This is a genomic window from Vibrio sp. D417a (assembly GCF_030248595.1).
Lineage (GTDB): Bacteria > Pseudomonadota > Gammaproteobacteria > Enterobacterales > Vibrionaceae > Vibrio > Vibrio alginolyticus.
The window spans coordinates 97,492-114,162 of the sequence record NZ_JAHGAM010000027.1; the positions used below are offsets into that span (position 1 = coordinate 97,492).

Consider the following 16,671-nt stretch of genomic DNA (forward strand, 5'->3'; position numbering starts at 1 on the left):
GTATGGTGTGAACACCAATGTTCAAGTGTTCCAAAATGGCACACCCTCACTGTGACAAAATGGTACAGTCATGGAACTTCAACATATTAGCGATAACAATTGGCTTTCAACTTCATGGGTCAGAAGTGAACAAGCGGGTTTAAAACAGCGTCGACGCCCTGAAGATATTCGAGTAACGCCAGCGACGCTCCAAGATAGGCGTCACCAACTCAATTTTTTGCTAGAGGCAGTCACTCAATTTGCGCTCCCTTTGTTTAATCAGCTATTTGCTCATAGCGACAGTCGCTTAATTTTGACGGATTCAGATGGTGTCATCATCGGCAGTTGGGGACAGCCTAGATTTCGTGAAAAGTTAACGGAAATCTCGCTAAGCTCTGGAGCATGCTGGCAAGAAAAGGTCAAAGGCACCAACGCGATTGGTACAGCTTTGGTTGAAGCAAAGCCCGTTTCTGTTATTGGTGATCAGCACTTTATCCAACACCATCGTTTTATTAGCTGTTCGGCTAATCCTATTTTCGATCATCTTGGTAACCTCATTGGCGTATTAGATATTACAAGCGAGCAAAAGAGACATGACTTCTCAACGCAAGTACTAGTACAAAACATGGTCCAGCAAGTGGAGAATCAACTACTTAACTTGATTCCACAAGGGCATATTCGTGTGGATTTAGCGTGCGAAAAAGGTTTACTGAATAGTGGTTGGCAAGGAATTATCATTGCAAATGAAGACGGACAAGTTTTGGCTCACAATCAAGTAGCCTCTCAACTTTTTGCGCAAAAAAGTATCATTGGGCAATCCTTAGACGACATTCTATCCACTCGGGGAAATGAGCACCCTTTCGTTTTCAAAACAAAACCGCTTACCGATAAAGATAGCAAGGTCAAGTCTCGTGCTGTAGCGGCGTCCAATGATCTTCATTATGGCGACTCCGCTGTTGAGCACTGTTGGCAGCAAGCTAATCGCGTCATCGATAAAGACATCAGTTTGTTGATTCTCGGAGAGACTGGTGTTGGCAAAAACGAGTTTGTAAAAGCACTCCATAAAAACAGCCAGAGAAAAACGGGACCGTTGGTTTCCGTTAACTGCGGAGCTTTACCAAAAGACTTGGTTGAATCTGAATTGTTTGGCTACGTAGCCGGTGCCTTTACTGGCGCAAACAGCAAAGGCTATCAGGGAAAAATTCGCCAAGCACACAAAGGGATTTTGTTTCTGGATGAAATCGCAGATTTACCCTTGGAAGCTCAAAGCCGCTTGCTCCATGTATTGCAAGATAAAACCGTGCTTCCCGTGGGTTCAAACCAAAGTATTCAAGTCGATACGCAAATCATTGCAGCCACGCATAAAGATCTGGAACATTTGGTCAGCGAAGGATTGTTCCGCCAAGATTTGTATTATCGCCTTAATGGCTTGATCATTGAGCTACCTCGCTTTGAGGAGCGTGAAGATAAACGACAACTGATTGAGAACATTCATCGGCGTCACGCCGAATCTGAACAACAGCTTTGCCCTCACCTACTTTCTCTGATGCTGTCTTACTCATGGCCAGGAAATTTGCGTGAACTCGATAGTTTAATCAAAGTATCCGCCTTAATGGCGCAAGGTGAAGAAATATTGGAACTCACACACGTCCCAGCCCACCTAAGTAAGAAACTCAGCCAAGCTCAAGAAGGGGCAGCATCCGCTGAACCAACTTCAGAACTGCGTGCAACCGTCGAAGATAAGTTACTCAAAACATATCAAGCCAACCAGGGGAACATTAGCAAAACGTCTCGTATGCTTGGTGTGAGCCGAAATACCATTTACAGAAAGTTGAAAAGCCTTGGCATATTAAGTTAATTCTACGACCTCAGATATAAAAAGAGCACCGTTGCGGTGCTCTTTCTCTTTGAAACCTAGCTTACAGGCCGCCTTGTTGTTGTGCCTGTTTTACTAATGCCTGACGTTGAGTTTCCTTCTCAGAGATCACTTGATTGTCCTTGTGCATTTCCTGTTCCAATTCTGCTGGAATGAAAACAAAGTACTTGTTAAGAGTCATCTTAGAACCTCAATTTGCTGTGTTAATTACCTTCTTGGTCAACGTAAACAAAACCAGAAAAACATGTTTTACTGGATCCTTGTTGCTAGTTTCAAAAAATAAAGGATGTTCATATAGTAAACATCCTCCATGTGGGCGCTAATTATAGGCGTAGTTTAAAGGCTTACCTAGCACTCTTTTTCACCTTTTATGCAATCTGAGTTTCGATCGAAAAACGGGGTTAATTGCCCGTCGTTACTAAGGTATTGTTAAACAGAGAAAAAAGCTTTTACTGTAACTGACGACAGGGATGAGCTTACGAGTGTAGGTTCACTTGCAATTGTGTATCGTAGAGTTCGAATACGATAATAATAGCGCTACATGCCCTTAATCTGCGTAGTTAAAAACTTTGAAGTGATAGACAACCGAAGTCATATCTGTGCAACTCAGTTTAACGATTTGTCTACCAGTTCAATATTTCACCTTTTTTGAGAAATCTTTAGCCACTTTTTTGTGTGAAACGTCCCAAAAGAGCAGACAATTAAAGTGTGGTATATGACCACAATTGTCTATTCCCACTTAGCTTCGGGAGGCGTTTATGAAAAGTAACAAACTTGGCCATGTGATGTCTTTCAGCAGGATGTTTTCCTTCATCGCATTCTTGACGGCCACATTCGCATGGATTCTCAGCATGTACGCCCTATTTACTGTTTCTTTAGTGGCTCTTGTGGTCAGTGCAATTCTCTACCTAAAAGACAGGTTTTATCAAAACAAGAAAACGACCACTGAAAAGAGCGCCTAGGCGCTCTTTTCTATTGAATGTCATTTCTGTGTGACTTGATATAGTTATCAATCCGTTCGAGTTCGTGAAAATAGCCATACATACCAATACGATTAATTTCTGGTTCTATACAGTATTTTTCTTCTTTTACCATAGCTTCTACAAACATTCCGCTTGATGCAATAGTGAAAGGTGGGCACGCTGAGTAACCATTATTTTCTGCAATATACTTCAATCGCCCAAATTCAAAAATTTGACCTGGAATAGCAACGATAAGGGACAAGACAATTGTTATAGTTATCACTTTAATCGGCACTTTGACTAACTGAGTCATTCGATCAAATAAAATATAGACCAATAATGTAGGGCACAAGAGTAAGCTTGCGATACTTAAAACATATGACGCATCAATGTAGACCACTTGAAAACCACTACTGAGCTGACGCGGTAGAGATTCGAAAACGAAATGATGATAAAGGCGATAGATGGAGTAAGTAATCAGTAATATGAACATAAGCAACACGAAAGCTGTGTGAAATGGATGCTTCTGTTGTGTCATTTCTATTACCTTATAGTTGAGGAGACGGCAGAGAGCGGCTTAGCTTCACTCTTCGAAGAGAAATATTAAACTGCTAGCAAATGCATGCTCTCCCATTTCTGAGAACTGCGTGACGAATCAACGTTTAATGTAACTTTTAAATCTACCAATATCTTACAGACACAAAAAAGGATGCCACTTGGGCATCCCTTTATATCTTTATATTTAGTCGGTTTACTTAAAACGATTACACGTCGTAAGTTGTAGACGCTGTGTCGCCGCCTGTACCAGTCCAGTTAGTGTGGAAGAATTCACCACGTGGACGGTCAATGCGCTCATAAGTGTGAGCACCGAAGTAGTCACGTTGAGCTTGAAGCAGGTTCGCTGGTAGACGAGCTGTTGTGTAACCGTCTAGGAAAGATAGCGCAGAAATCGTACATGGCATTGGGATACCAGACTCTAGAGATTTCGCTGCTACTTTACGCCATGCTGCTAGGCTGCCTTGTAGGATGTTTTTGAAGTACTCATCAGAACCAAGGAATGCGATGTCTGGGTTCGCTTCGTACGCATCACGGATGTTGCCTAGGAACGCAGAGCGGATGATACAACCACCACGCCACATTAGTGCTACGTTACCGTAGTTTAGGTCCCAACCGTTCTCGTTCGATGCTTCGCGCATTAGCATGAAGCCTTGAGCGTAAGAGATGATCTTAGAAGCTAGTAGCGCTTGACGTAGTGCATCAACCCACTCTTGCTTGTCGCCTTCAACCGGAGTGATTGTCTTACCGAATAGAGATTCAGCTTCAACACGTTGGTCTTTCAGTGCAGATAGACAACGAGAGAATACAGACTCAGAGATAAGTGTTAGTGGAATACCTAGGTCTAGTGCGTTAATACCAGTCCATTTACCAGTACCTTTTTGGCCTGCTGTGTCTAGGATCTTCTCAACTAGAGGCTCACCGTCTTCATCTTTGTAGCCAAGGATGTCAGCCGTGATTTCAACAAGGTAGCTGTCTAGTTCAGTCTTGTTCCAATCAGCGAATACTGCTTGCATCTCGTCAGCAGACATACCAAGACCGTCTTTCATGAACTGGTAAGCTTCTGTGATAAGCTGCATGTCACCGTATTCGATGCCGTTGTGTACCATCTTAACGAAGTGACCAGCACCATCGTTACCAACCCAGTCACAACATGGCTCACCAGCGTCAGTTTTCGCAGCGATACCTTGGAAGATAGGCTTAACCGCTTCCCATGCTTCAGCAGCACCGCCAGGCATGATAGATGGACCGAAGCGCGCACCTTCTTCACCACCAGATACACCAGTACCGATGAAGTGGATACCTTTTTCACGTAGTGCAGCAACACGACGGTTTGTATCTGGGTAGTTAGTGTTACCACCGTCAATAATGATGTCGCCTTTGTCTAGCAGAGGTACTAGCGCTTCGATGAACTTGTCTACAACGTCACCAGCGCGAACCATCAACATTACTTTACGCGGCGTTTCTAGCTTCTCTACTAGTTCTTCTAGAGAGTATGCACCGATGATGTTCGTGCCTTTTGCTGGACCTTCCAGGAACTCGTCTACTTTAGCAGCAGTACGGTTGTGAGCAACCACTTTAAAGCCGTGATCGTTCATGTTTAGGATAAGGTTTTGACCCATTACTGCTAGGCCAATTACACCGATATCACCTTTCATTGTTTCTCTCCAATTTTATTTCATCGACGAGCAGCGTCTTAAGCAATTTTTGCTGCCGCGTCTAAATCTAAATACCATTCCGTTAGGCCCGATTTCGCTTGAATCTTAGCCGCTGGGTATGGCAGTGCGTGTGCTGGTGAACTGTTAATTTCTTCAACAATGTCCGCTTTTCCTGCACCAAGCACTAAGTAACTAATGCGTTTCGCTGCTTCTAATACGCGTGCGGTTTTCGACACACGAAGTTGGCCCGATTCAGGATGCGACGCCACAAGAGATAGGTTCGCATCATCATAATTCGTTTGGCCAGGGAACAGAGAAGCTGTATGACCATCTGCACCAACGCCTAATAAGATCCAGTCAAACACAGGTGTGCCGTTTTCATTCGGGATTACCTCTGCCATCTCTTTTGCAAAGCGCTCGGCTTCTGCTTTAGGCTCATCTTCACCACGGATGCGGTGAATGTTTTCTGCAGGAATATTTACTTGGCTAAACAACAACGTGTTCGCTTCACCGTAGTTGCTTTCTGCATCGTCAGGGGCAACACAACGTTCGTCACCCCACCAAAAGTGGAGGTTTTCCCATTGAATGGAGGTTGCGTAAGCCTCTGAAGCCAGTAGTTTAAACAGCATTTTAGGAGTGCTGCCGCCAGAAAGAGAGATGTGAACAGGTCTGCCCATTTCGCTAAACGCTTTCATATCGTTAGCTAGGCTTTCAACTACCTGTTCTGCTGTTTGGTAGATCTTATGGTTGATCATAGTTCACAGTAATCCGTATCTGTTAAGTTTTTACATGGGAAACGCCAAGCGCGACCATCACGCTGTAACAAGTCATCTGACTCTTTAGGTCCCCAAGTGCCGCATGCGTACCCGAAGAGGGATTGTGGATCTTGCTTAAAATCTAAGATTGGTTGTACGTATTGCCAGCACGCTTCCACCGCATCACTACGTGCAAATAGCGTAGCATCACCATTCAAAGCATCAAGTAGAAGACGCTCGTATGCCGTTAGCATTTGCGTTTCTTGCAGGTCAGCGTAATGGAAGTTCATTTTCACTTCCTTCGCTTCAAAGCCTGCGCCTGGCTCTTTCAAGCCAAAGCTCATTTGAATGCCTTCGTCTGGTTGAATACGAATGATCAGCTTGTTTTCTGGTGCGTTTTGACCAAACACAGGATGCGGTGTTTGTTTAAAGTGGATAACCACCTCAGTAACGCGTGTTGGAAGACGCTTACCAGTACGCACGTAAAATGGCACGCCATTCCAACGCCAGTTGTTGATGTACGCTTTCAAACCGATGTAAGTCTCTGTACGAGAATCGTCTGCAACTCCCGGCTCTTCACGGTAGCCGCGTAGGCTTTGCCCACGGACTTCAGACGCCGTGTATTGGCCTAATACTAGATCGTTGCGCAGAGCGTTTTCGTCTAATGGCTTTAGGCATTGAAGCACTTTTACCACTTCATCACGCATCGAGTCTGCATTGATTTGCGCTGGTGGTTCCATACCTACCATTGCTAATACTTGTAGCAAGTGGTTTTGGAACATGTCGCGCACAGCACCAGAGTTGTCGTAGTAACCACCACGCTCCTCTACGCCAAGGAATTCTGCGCCTGTGATTTCAACGTAATCAATGAAGTTACGGTTCCAAAGCGGCTCAAACATCGCATTAGAGAAACGAAGCACAAGTAGGTTTTGTACCGTTTCTTTACCTAAGTAATGGTCAATTCGGTAGATTTGATGCTCTTGGAAGTGCTCGTGAATTTCTTTGTCCAGAATACGCGCCGATTCAAGATCATAGCCGAATGGTTTCTCAATGATCAGGCGTTTCCAGCCATCCTCTTCACTGTTAAGACCATGTGCTGCAAGACTTGCAGGGATCACACTGTATAAACTTGGTGGGGTTGCTAAGTAAAAAAGCGTATTGCGTTGCTCGAATTGATATTCGTCCGCAAGTTGGTCTAAGCGAGAAGATAGCTTACCGTAATCTTGTGTGTCAGAAGTATTAATTGCTTGGTAGTGCAGATGGTTAATAAATGCATCAAGCGTTTCTGGCTCAGTCTTTTCCATTTCCTGAAGCGATTTTTTCAGCTTCGCGCGGTAAGACTCATCACTGTATTCAGTGCGACTTACCCCCAGAATGGCAAAATTCTCTGGAAGCTGCTTGTTCGCGTAGAGGTGGTATAAAGCAGGAATGAGCTTACGGTACGTAAGGTCACCTGAAGCACCAAAAATAACGATGCTGCTGTTTTCTGGTATTACCATCATCTTTCCCTTAAAAACGAGGTACTTATTGTGTGCCCGGATACGGCTAGAGAATGAGCCAACCCTATCAATGGCACCTCAAAATAGAAAATTGGTCTTACCTATTACGTTGATAGGTAAAGTCTATGGGCCCAAAGAACCTCAAGAAGTTGCATTTCCGATTCTTGGAAACACGACGTATTGAGGTCATTTAAGTCACTTATGTCTCAAAAGTACACACTGTACTCGCTGGAGGAGAGTCCGACACGGGGCAATATTGTCTACGACTATTTGATTTACATCAACACTTGCCAGTGCAAACGTTTAAATAAGTTGCACAAAACGTCATAAGCGATTGTATTTTATTGATAAAAAAAGTTTCATCTGAACGCTCCAGAATTTAAGCAAAAACTCTAATGTGGGCAATAATTACTCATCCTTGCAATCCATTACAGTTTTATCGTGATCTGTGTTACTTACTTTTTATTTCATTATGCTATTGATAATGATACTCAATTAAAGATAATGAAATCACTATTAATGTGAAAGTAGAACGCCATGAAATCAAGCGCCATTAACCCACATCCCATAAACCGAATACAATCGGTGCTTGACTACATTCACACCAACTTAGACAGCACTCTGAGCGTAGATGAAATATCGAAAGCAAGTTGTTGGTCTCGCTGGCAACTGCAACGCGTATTTCAACAACACACTGGCGTATCCGTCGCTCACTATATCAGAGAGCTTAAACTTAGCCTTGCGGCTGAGCGCTTAATCCATACTTCTGACCGCTCGTTAGATATAGCGATAGAAATGGGATTTACATCTGAACACGCATTTAGCCGAGCGTTCAGGAATATGTTTTCAAAAAGCCCCCGTGAATATCGAAAAACGCAACAGCTCTCCGGGTTGAGACAACCTTTGACGCTGCGTAAGACACCAAAAGAAGAGAAAAAACATCAGCGCTTTATTGAAGTTCGAATAGAAACAAAACCGGCTTTTGAACTTGCTGGTTATCATGAACCTATTCACGGATTGTTTTCCGCTGCGCCCGATTTCCAATCCAAAGTACCGTCACTTTGGTCACGTCTTTATTCATCTGAAAACCTTAACAATTCGGAAAGTAGTTACTTTGGCGTGATTGATGTGACTCAAGCGTATTCAAACAACCAACAACTTGAGTATTGGGCAGGTTATGAGTGCAGTCCAACAGCAAATGCACCAAGATCAACGAACTCTTCCAACTCGGGGTTAGACCTCTTGGCTGTTCCTGAGCAAACCTACGCCGTCATTACACACATAGGCAAAGCATCAGAGCTCGCCTCAACGCTGGAATGGTTTATTTTACATTGGCTACCCTACTCTAATTATCATGCTATCGATGGTTATGAGTTAGAGCTTTATCCAGAAGGTTATGATGTTGATAGCGAACAAGCACAAATGCAGTATTGGATTCCTGTCGAGCCAAACGACTCGCTATCTTTAAAACCTAAGAACAGAAGAATAAGTTCCAAAGATTAGTGTTTTGCACCAAATTGTTAACTTTTCCTATTTCTTTGAATATAGAATACAAATAACAATCATTATCAATAAATAGAAAAAGTAGTGGAATTTATAAATATGGAAAGTCCGATTCGATTTCATCGTTCAGCGGTTGCTATCGTCGTATCCGCATTGCTCGCTGGCCACGCCAATGCGACTGAGAGCGTATCCCAACACGAAACGATTACGGTGCTAGGAGAAACATACCGAAACACCGCAACTAAAACCGTTTTAGAACCGGAAGAAACACCGCAAGCGATCACGGTAATCACTAAAGATGACATGGACCTACGCGGCGTAAACTCGGTGAGCGAAGCATTGCGTTACGCGCCTGGCGTAAATACAGAATTGCGTGGCGGTGCCGTTTCCCGACTTGACCTATTCAATATTCGTGGTTTTATTAACTACACCAACTTTTATGATGGTCTTCCTTTGCTGTACAACGGTTGGAACCTTCAACCGCAGGTCGATTCCGTTGCTCTTGAGCAAATCGAGGTTTTTAAAGGGCCAACGTCTGTTCTTTACGGCAATATTCCACCAGGAGGTATGGTTAACATTATCGCCAAGGCGCCTCAGTCAACACCCTCACACTCTGTCTCGATTAGTACAGGGACTAACAGCCTAAAAGAACTGACGTTCGACACCACAGGACAAATTGGTGATTCTAATGTGGATTACCGTATCGTCGGCCTGGCAAAACAGCGAGATGGTCAAGCCGATACGTCTGAAGATGAACGTTATGTACTCGCCCCATCTTTCAATTGGCAAGCGACAGAAAGCACATTAGTGAACGTGAATGTTTACTATCAAAATGATCCATCAGCAGGTATCTACACGACTGTGCCTGCATCTGGCTCAGTGATTAAAAACCCACTTGGCTCGATGTCACCAAGCACTTATTTAGGGGATGAGGACTGGAACACTTACGAACGCGAAGTTCTGATGATGGGTTACAAAGTCCAACACGACTTTAACAACAATTGGCAATTTCTACAGAATGCCCGCTACATGACCGCCGATGCCTATCAGGAAAACACATATAACGGTGCACTTGAAGCGGATAACCGTACCGTTGGTCGAAATGCCTATTTAACCGATGAAAAGTCCAAATCCTTTGTGATTGACAACCAACTATCTGGCTACGTTAAAACAGGAAATTTTGAACATAACTTATTGTTCGGGCTTGATTATCAGTATCTAGACTCAGATGTAAAATACAAAGACACGCTTGGGTATTCGCTAACTCAGGACATTTTTAATCCTGACCACAACAGCATTGATCGTAATGCACTGAATTTCCAATACAAACAAAACTTAGATATCAAAACGAAGCAGATTGGCGTTTATTTCCAAGATCAAGTTCGTTACGACCAACTTGTAATGATTGCAGGTCTTCGTTGGGATAAATACGATTCAAATACAGACGCCGTTAGCGATTATCTAGGAACAGTATCCAAGAGCAAGGAAGAGTTAGACGATACCAACGTATCTTTCCGAGTCGGTGGTTTGTATGAGCTAGATTTTGGTCTCTCGCCATACCTTACTTACTCGGAAAGTTTTGAGCCAATTGCGGGTGCCGACTCTTCTGGTAAAGCATTTGAGCCATCAACCGGTCATCAATGGGAGTTAGGCTTTAAATACGCACCATTATCTGGTGATATCTCAGGTAACTTAGCACTCTTCCATATCACGAAGAAAAACGCGATCTTGACCGATCCGAATAATCCTTATGCACCGAACTATCAAGCGGGCGAAGTGGTATCACAAGGTATTGAACTTGAGGCAAAATGGCAAGCCACAGCACAAGCTGATTTCACTCTAGGCTATACATATACCGATATGGAGATTACCGAGGACAGTTATTACAACCAAGAAGGTAAAACGCCGGTTTGGGTACCTGAGCAAACGGCCTCTCTATGGGCAAATTACTTCTTTGAAGGAAATCTTTCAGGCCTTCGTACCAGTGCTGGCGTTCGCTATGTCGGAGAAGCACAAATTGATGCACAGAATAGTCAAAAAGTACCGGACTACACCTTGTTTGATTTGGCAGCAAGTTACGATTTCTCAACGGTATCTGAATCAATGAAAGGGGCTAGCGTCACGCTTTCTGCAAGCAATCTATTCGATAAAGAATACTATTCTTGTTACGACAAAAATAACTGTTGGTTTGGCGCTGAGCGCTCTATCGAAGCGAAGTTAGAATACAACTTCTAACCTCTTAGAGCGGAACAGCAGTAATTTGTAAAGCGATGGTTTCTACAATAAGCCATCGCTTTTTATTTTGCATAGAGCATCAATATAAACGCTACCGTGTCACTTTTTTATAGCACCTTTCTGGCCTACCAACAGAGCCATAGTTTAAATCAGCCTCTAGTTCACCAGTGCTGATAAGATACTCCAAATAGCGCCTCGCCGTTGTTCGGCTCGCGCCGATCTTTTCGCCTGCCTCATCAGCGGTCAGCGCACTGCCATTTGGGAACAACTCCCTGATCTTGTCTAGGGTTACACCATCAATCCCTTTTGGTAATCGGTTCGGCAAGTTGTCTTGATTGGCGTGAGACTGCAGCATTTTATCAACGAGGTTCTGATCCAAACTCTCTACGATGTCTAGTTGTTGGCGTTGGGACACATACTTTTTCAGTGCGGCATCTAAGCGTGGAAACATCACTGGTTTTAACAGGTAATCGACAACGCCACCCCTCATCGCCTGTTGTAATGTATCGACATCCCTTGCGGCTGTAATCAAAATGACATCACACGTTTGGTTACTTGCACGCAGTGTATTTAGTATCTCAAGCCCTGTGCCATCGGGAAGATAGACATCCATCAATAGTAAATCTGGCTTAAGAATGTCGAGTTGCATTTCTGCTTCCATTCTCGTGGTCGCAATTCCAACCACTTCCAAACCTGTCAGTTGGCTTAAGTATTTGTGGTGCAGCTCAGCAATAGCCAGATCATCTTCAATGATCATTACGCGAGTCGCCATACTCATAATTGTTCTTCCTTGGGTAAGTACACCGTTATTCTTGTCCCATAATTTGTATTGGGTATCATCTCAACATGGCCGTGATATCGAGTAGCAAGCTGATTGACAAGGTGTAACCCAACACCTCGATTTTGACGAGATTTCGTCGAAACGCCTTTTGTAAATAATGTTTGTGGATCCATTGTTTTTGGGAGGCCACAGCCATGATCTATCACCTCAAGTATCACTTCATTTCCGTAATCGCTAACGGACACATCAATGTTTCTGCGTTCTGACGCAACATTTGATTCATCGCGAATTGAAGTTAACGTTGCATCGAAAGCGTTATCAATCAAATTACCCAAAATTGTGACTAGGTCTTCCGAATTTAGCCACTCAGGCAGGGGCTCCAGACGACTGCCTTCCTCAACCACCAGTTGTAAGCCTAACTCGCGAGCACGTTCAGTTTTTCCAAGCAACATACCTGCAATTAGCGGGTCTTTAACGGTATCTCTTAAAAACTCAATCATTGCCTGATAGTGTGCGGTTTCTTGTCCAATTAACTTTTGCACCGCATCAAGTTCACCCATTTGTACTAGCCCACTAATGGTGTTGAGCTTATTGCGATGCTCATGGGTCTGCGAACGTAACAAATCTGCATATTCCTTGGTTTGTGATAGCTGCTCGGTTAGATCATTGATTTCATCCCTTAAACGGAAACTCGATACCGCCCCCACGATTTTTCCATCAACATAAATTGGAGAGCGATTTGCAATCAGGCGCTTATGATTAAGGAATATCTCAATATCATGATCTTCCTGCCCGCTTTCTAACACTGTATATAGATCGCTATCACGCAGCGTGTCAGTCAAAGGTTTATTGAGCGCTGATTCTCTATCAATACCGAGAATCTGGCAGGCACTACGATTTATCGAGCGAAGTATCCCCTGGGCATCAATGCTTAACACGCCCTCTTTGATGGTGCTCATCGTCACTTCTAATTCGCCGTACAACCGCCCTATCTCTTCAGGCTCAAAGCCTAAAATGGCGCGCTGAAACTTTCTCGACGCATAATTGGATACAATGGCATTAGCGACGACAACTACGATGACCATTAAAATCAAAAAGGCCAAAAATGGTTCGATGCGGTCTTGCAGTCGGTCGAGCAAATAGCCAACCGAAACCACACCAATGATGTTCCCTTGCTCGTCAAAAATCGCAGCTTTACCACGAACTGAATAACCTAACGAGCCCTGTGCCGTCGAAACATAAGACAACCCCTGTTCTAGCGCTCGACGATTGTCGCCACCTCTCATTGGCTTGCCCAACCGCTCATCAACAGGGTGGATTAAGCGTACTCCCTTATGGTCGCCAATAACGATGAATGCAGCACCTATGGCTTCGGTTAATTCTCTAAAGCGAAGTTGGTATGGCTGGGGGTTTTGGGTTTCGATCATTTCACGAACAACCGCTGAGTCCGCTAAAAAACGGGCAACACCCAGTGCTTTTTCTCCCATTTCTTGCTCTTGATTGATTTTGAGATAAGTGAAACCCGCGGCGACGAGCAATAACAGCTCTATCAACCCCGATAGCGTCATGATAATGAGCATCCGCTTACGAAAGCTGATGGTTTTCCAACTCATTGATACATCCTTGTGATTCACTCTTGAGCGTAACGTTAACACTCAGTTAACAGCATGACGTTGTCGCGGTGATAAATCTGTGAGGAAGGCAAGCAAACCGCAGAGTTTACGGTTAATTAATCGACGAGCTGAAACATAAAATTACAACCATTCACCAAATTTAGCATTCCTCTCTGATACTCAATTCCATACATAAATTGCCCTTAAAATCATGATCGCGATCACATCGATTTTAGCGGTTTTTGAGGCGTTTTTAGACTTTACAACGTATAATTTTTAATCAACGAAACCAATGAGAGTTTCGGTTTGAAAGCAGTGAAGCTGGAAGTCTATTAAAAGCTCAACATTGATGTCAGTGATTTGGACACAAATAAAACAAAACACAAATACTGACTATATGACAAACACTTAGACACCATCTGAAAACTGGAAAACTATAAACAGAGGTGCATTTATAGTTAGAAGGAACACCAAACATGGAACGCGATACCTTTGGAATATGCCTGAATAAGGCGATGCTGTCAGAGAATATGTATTCAACATTTACACACGTCAGGGCTTATGAAAAAAACGGAGGCGGTACTTCTGATCTCAAAGTCCTGTTATCGTTCCCTCAAATGAGTGGAAAAGATCTATTGAATACGATGCGAGGTTCTCGTCAGCTCGAGTGGAGAGCGGAGTTTCACTGTCCATATACGAAATAAATTTGTAACATCTCCCGCGCCCAGCACAAATATAACTGGGCGCATACTACTGCCCAATTTTCCCTCCTACTTAACACGCAGTTACGAATCCTTTATATTAGAGCTAATACTCTACGACAAAGCAGCCATTATGAAAAAAACAGGAAAGTTTTGGATACTGGGCTTACTTAGCAGCTCGATTTCCCTTGCCTGTCATGCGGCACCGATCACTTTTGATACCGCATGGCAGCTATTGCTAGAAAACAACTATTCTCTCAAAGCTCAACGCTCAAACGTCGAGAACTACCAATACCAAGAGAGTGCCACCAGCAATCTCAACTTACCTCAGGTTACTATTGGCGCGAATTACACGCGTTTAGATACCGATATCACGCTGTCGGGAAAACAGATCCTAGACAGCACAGGAGCACACATTAACGTACCTCCTGCTTTTCAGCCTATTTTTGGTGCCTTAGCTAATACCACTTCGACCATAACCGAGCGCGATATTTTCTCTTCGTCTATTCGTGCGATTTGGCCGATTTTTACTGGTGGTCGAATTTCTGCGGCTCAATCAGCTGCAGAAGGCAAAACGGATGAGGCGAAAAGCCAGCTTCTAATGGAACAACAAGCGCGTTTTGAAGATTTATCGAAGTACTACTTTTCTGTCGTACTGGCAAAGGAAGTACTCGCAACGCGGCAAGCGGTTGAAGCAGGGCTAAAAAAGCATCGAGATTTTGCCATTAAGCTTGAAGAGCAAGGACAAATCGCGCACGTTGAGCGCCTGCAAGCCGAGGCTTCTTTAGATAAAGCATCTGTAGAAACACGTAAAGCAGCCAGTGATTTGAGTATCGCTCAGGCTGCATTAGGTAAATTACTCGCGCAAGATGATGCCGTAGAGCCCGCTGAATCTTTGTTTATCAACGACAGTCTTCCCCCTCTTAGCGCTTTTGTCGATCAAACGTTGCTTACCTATCCGGGGTTAGAACTTCTGAGCGCTAAACACAAACAAGCCTCTAGCTTAATCAAAGCAGAAAAAGGGAAATACTACCCTGAAGTTTATCTTTACGGCGACTACAGCTTGTATGAAGACGATTCTCTCGCAAGCCAAATGAAGCCTGACTGGTTAGTTGGTGTTGGTGTCAGCATTCCACTGATTGAATCATCAGGGCGAAGCGAAAAAGTCAAAGCCGCTCAAAGCGTCGTCTCGCAGGTCGACTCATTAAAGTCCCAAGCCAAACAAGACTTATCGCTGTTAGTCCAAAAGACATACTTGGAGGCTCAGCAAGCCATTGATGAAGTACAAGGGCTCGCATCTAGCATTGAACTCGCTAACGAAAACCTGCGCTTGCGTGAAAAAGCATTTACTCAGGGTCTGTCGTCTTCTCTGGATGTTGTGGATGCACAACTTTATGTCGCGAGTATAGAAACTCAGCGTTCAGCGGCGCGTTTCCGCTATTTAATATCTTTAACCAAGCTACTCGCATTGAGCAGTGAAATGAACAGCTTCGAACAATATCAAAATACCGCTTATATCCCTGCTTCAACATCCAAAGAGGTGAAATAAATCATGGCAGCTAAATCACTAAAACCCGTTTTACTCTCACTTTGTGCTTTGGGTGTTGCCTCTTGGGTTGGGTATCAATTTTACCAAGCCTATCAACCGGAACCGATCCGCTTACAGGGATTAATTGAAGCCCAGCAATACAGCATTTCCTCAAAAGTCCCAGGGCGTATTGATGAGGTAATGGTACGTAAAGGCGACGATGTAGAGAAAGGTCAGCTTATTTTTACCCTTCATAGTCCTGAAATTGAAGCGAAGTTAGAACAAGCAAAAGCAGGTGAAAAAGCGGCGGACGCCTTAGCTCAAGAAGCTGAGAAAGGCGCACGTGAGCAACAAATCCAAGCAGCAAAAGATCAGTGGATGAAAGCCAAAGCCGCTGCGAATTTAATGGAAAAAACCTACAATCGTGTGAATAACCTTTATAACGATGGCGTTGTTGCAGAACAAAAGCGCGATGAAGCTTTAACGCAGTGGCAAGCAGCGAAATACACAGAAAGTGCCGCGTTTCAAATGTACGAAATGGCAAAAGAAGGCGCTAGAAGTGAAACCAAAGTGGCTGCGGCGGAAAAAGCGCGCATGGCATCAGGTGCCGTAGCCGAAGTAGAAGCGTACGCGAAAGATACTCAGATCTACAGCTGGTTCGACGGCGAAGTCTCTCAAGTTCTACTTCAAAGTGGTGAATTAGCACCTCAGGGCTTCCCGGTTGTTACTGTGATAGATACAGAAGATGCCTGGGCGACACTTAATGTGCGTGAAGATTACCTTCAACACTTTAAAAAAGGAGCAACCTTTGATGCCTATTTGCCTGCCTTAAACAAAAATGTTGAGTTCAAAGTAACGCATGTTGCCGTTATGGGTGACTTTGCAACGTGGAGAGCAACCGATGCTTCTCAAGGTTTTGATCTTCGTACCTTTGAAGTAGAAGCTCGTCCAGCTCAACCCGAACCTGAACTGCGTATGGGAATGAGTGTTGTCGTTGAACTTTAATCACAACCACTAGGTTAATGC

14 protein-coding genes are annotated in these 16,671 nt (G+C 43.9%); 7 read left to right on the top strand and 7 right to left on the bottom strand.

Going from position 1 to position 16,671, the window contains the following annotated elements:
* The first annotated feature begins 70 nt into the window (after window positions 1–70).
* Window positions 71–1,837 carry a sigma-54-dependent Fis family transcriptional regulator gene (locus tag KI742_RS20400; RefSeq protein ID WP_017821352.1) on the top strand — a complete coding sequence of 589 codons (1,767 nt, stop codon included), beginning with the start codon at window positions 71–73 and terminating at the stop codon, window positions 1,835–1,837.
* Between the two features lie 61 nt (window positions 1,838–1,898).
* Here KI742_RS20400 and KI742_RS20405 read toward each other — a convergent pair whose 3' ends face one another.
* Complete coding sequence (locus KI742_RS20405) at window positions 1,899–2,036, bottom strand: hypothetical protein (RefSeq protein WP_005377165.1); 138 nt, start codon at window positions 2,034–2,036, stop codon at window positions 1,899–1,901.
* A 577-nt stretch (window positions 2,037–2,613) separates the two neighbouring features.
* Between KI742_RS20405 and KI742_RS20410 the strand changes: the two genes are divergently transcribed.
* The gene (locus KI742_RS20410; protein ID WP_005377162.1) at window positions 2,614–2,817 is read left to right on the top strand and encodes a hypothetical protein; all 204 of its coding nucleotides are present in this window, start codon (window positions 2,614–2,616) and stop codon (window positions 2,815–2,817) included.
* Between the two features lie 10 nt (window positions 2,818–2,827).
* On the opposite strand, the gene KI742_RS20415 is transcribed toward KI742_RS20410, so the two are convergent.
* The 4 genes from KI742_RS20415 to zwf all read right to left on the bottom strand — a co-directional run bounded on the left by KI742_RS20415 (window position 2,828) and on the right by zwf (window position 7,284).
* A complete protein-coding gene (locus tag KI742_RS20415; RefSeq protein WP_054575047.1) occupies window positions 2,828–3,355 on the bottom strand; it encodes a hypothetical protein in 528 nt (175 codons plus the stop codon).
* 226 nt (window positions 3,356–3,581) lie between these two features.
* Window positions 3,582–5,030 (bottom strand): decarboxylating NADP(+)-dependent phosphogluconate dehydrogenase, encoded by a 1,449-nt coding sequence (gene gnd, locus KI742_RS20420; protein ID WP_005377160.1) that lies wholly within the window; start codon window positions 5,028–5,030, stop codon window positions 3,582–3,584.
* Window positions 5,031–5,068: 38 nt separating this feature from the next.
* Window positions 5,069–5,785, bottom strand: a complete 717-nt coding sequence (pgl, locus tag KI742_RS20425) for a 6-phosphogluconolactonase (protein WP_005387158.1) — start codon at window positions 5,783–5,785, stop codon at window positions 5,069–5,071.
* Complete coding sequence (gene zwf / locus KI742_RS20430) at window positions 5,782–7,284, bottom strand: glucose-6-phosphate dehydrogenase (protein WP_017634563.1); 1,503 nt, start codon at window positions 7,282–7,284, stop codon at window positions 5,782–5,784. Before zwf ends, pgl begins: the two co-directional genes overlap by 4 nt.
* Window positions 7,285–7,821: 537 nt before the next feature.
* On the opposite strand from zwf, the gene KI742_RS20435 reads away from it, so the two are divergent.
* Together KI742_RS20435 and KI742_RS20440 are read left to right on the top strand one after the other, a co-directional pair.
* Window positions 7,822–8,787, top strand: a complete 966-nt coding sequence (locus tag KI742_RS20435; protein WP_137282067.1) for a helix-turn-helix domain-containing protein — start codon at window positions 7,822–7,824, stop codon at window positions 8,785–8,787.
* A 99-nt stretch (window positions 8,788–8,886) separates the two neighbouring features.
* The gene (locus KI742_RS20440; RefSeq protein WP_053306995.1) at window positions 8,887–11,022 is read left to right on the top strand and encodes a TonB-dependent siderophore receptor; all 2,136 of its coding nucleotides are present in this window, start codon (window positions 8,887–8,889) and stop codon (window positions 11,020–11,022) included.
* A gap of 91 nt (window positions 11,023–11,113) precedes the next feature.
* On the opposite strand, the gene KI742_RS20445 is transcribed toward KI742_RS20440, so the two are convergent.
* Window positions 11,114–11,800 carry a response regulator gene (locus tag KI742_RS20445; protein ID WP_005377133.1) on the bottom strand — a complete coding sequence of 229 codons (687 nt, stop codon included), beginning with the start codon at window positions 11,798–11,800 and terminating at the stop codon, window positions 11,114–11,116.
* Window positions 11,797–13,416, bottom strand: a complete 1,620-nt coding sequence (locus KI742_RS20450; protein ID WP_053306993.1) for a sensor histidine kinase — start codon at window positions 13,414–13,416, stop codon at window positions 11,797–11,799. The genes KI742_RS20445 and KI742_RS20450 overlap by 4 nt, the downstream gene beginning before the upstream one ends.
* Before the next feature lie 476 nt (window positions 13,417–13,892).
* Here KI742_RS20450 and KI742_RS20455 point away from each other — a divergent pair, with 476 nt between their 5' ends.
* The 3 genes from KI742_RS20455 to KI742_RS20465 all read left to right on the top strand — a co-directional run bounded on the left by KI742_RS20455 (window position 13,893) and on the right by KI742_RS20465 (window position 16,650).
* Window positions 13,893–14,120 (top strand): hypothetical protein, encoded by a 228-nt coding sequence (locus KI742_RS20455; protein WP_005377125.1) that lies wholly within the window; start codon window positions 13,893–13,895, stop codon window positions 14,118–14,120.
* 130 nt (window positions 14,121–14,250) lie between these two features.
* A complete protein-coding gene (locus KI742_RS20460) occupies window positions 14,251–15,666 on the top strand; it encodes a TolC family protein (protein ID WP_053306992.1) in 1,416 nt (471 codons plus the stop codon).
* Window positions 15,667–15,669: 3 nt separating this feature from the next.
* A complete protein-coding gene (locus KI742_RS20465; RefSeq protein ID WP_005377122.1) occupies window positions 15,670–16,650 on the top strand; it encodes an HlyD family secretion protein in 981 nt (326 codons plus the stop codon).
* Window positions 16,651–16,671 lie beyond the last annotated feature (21 nt).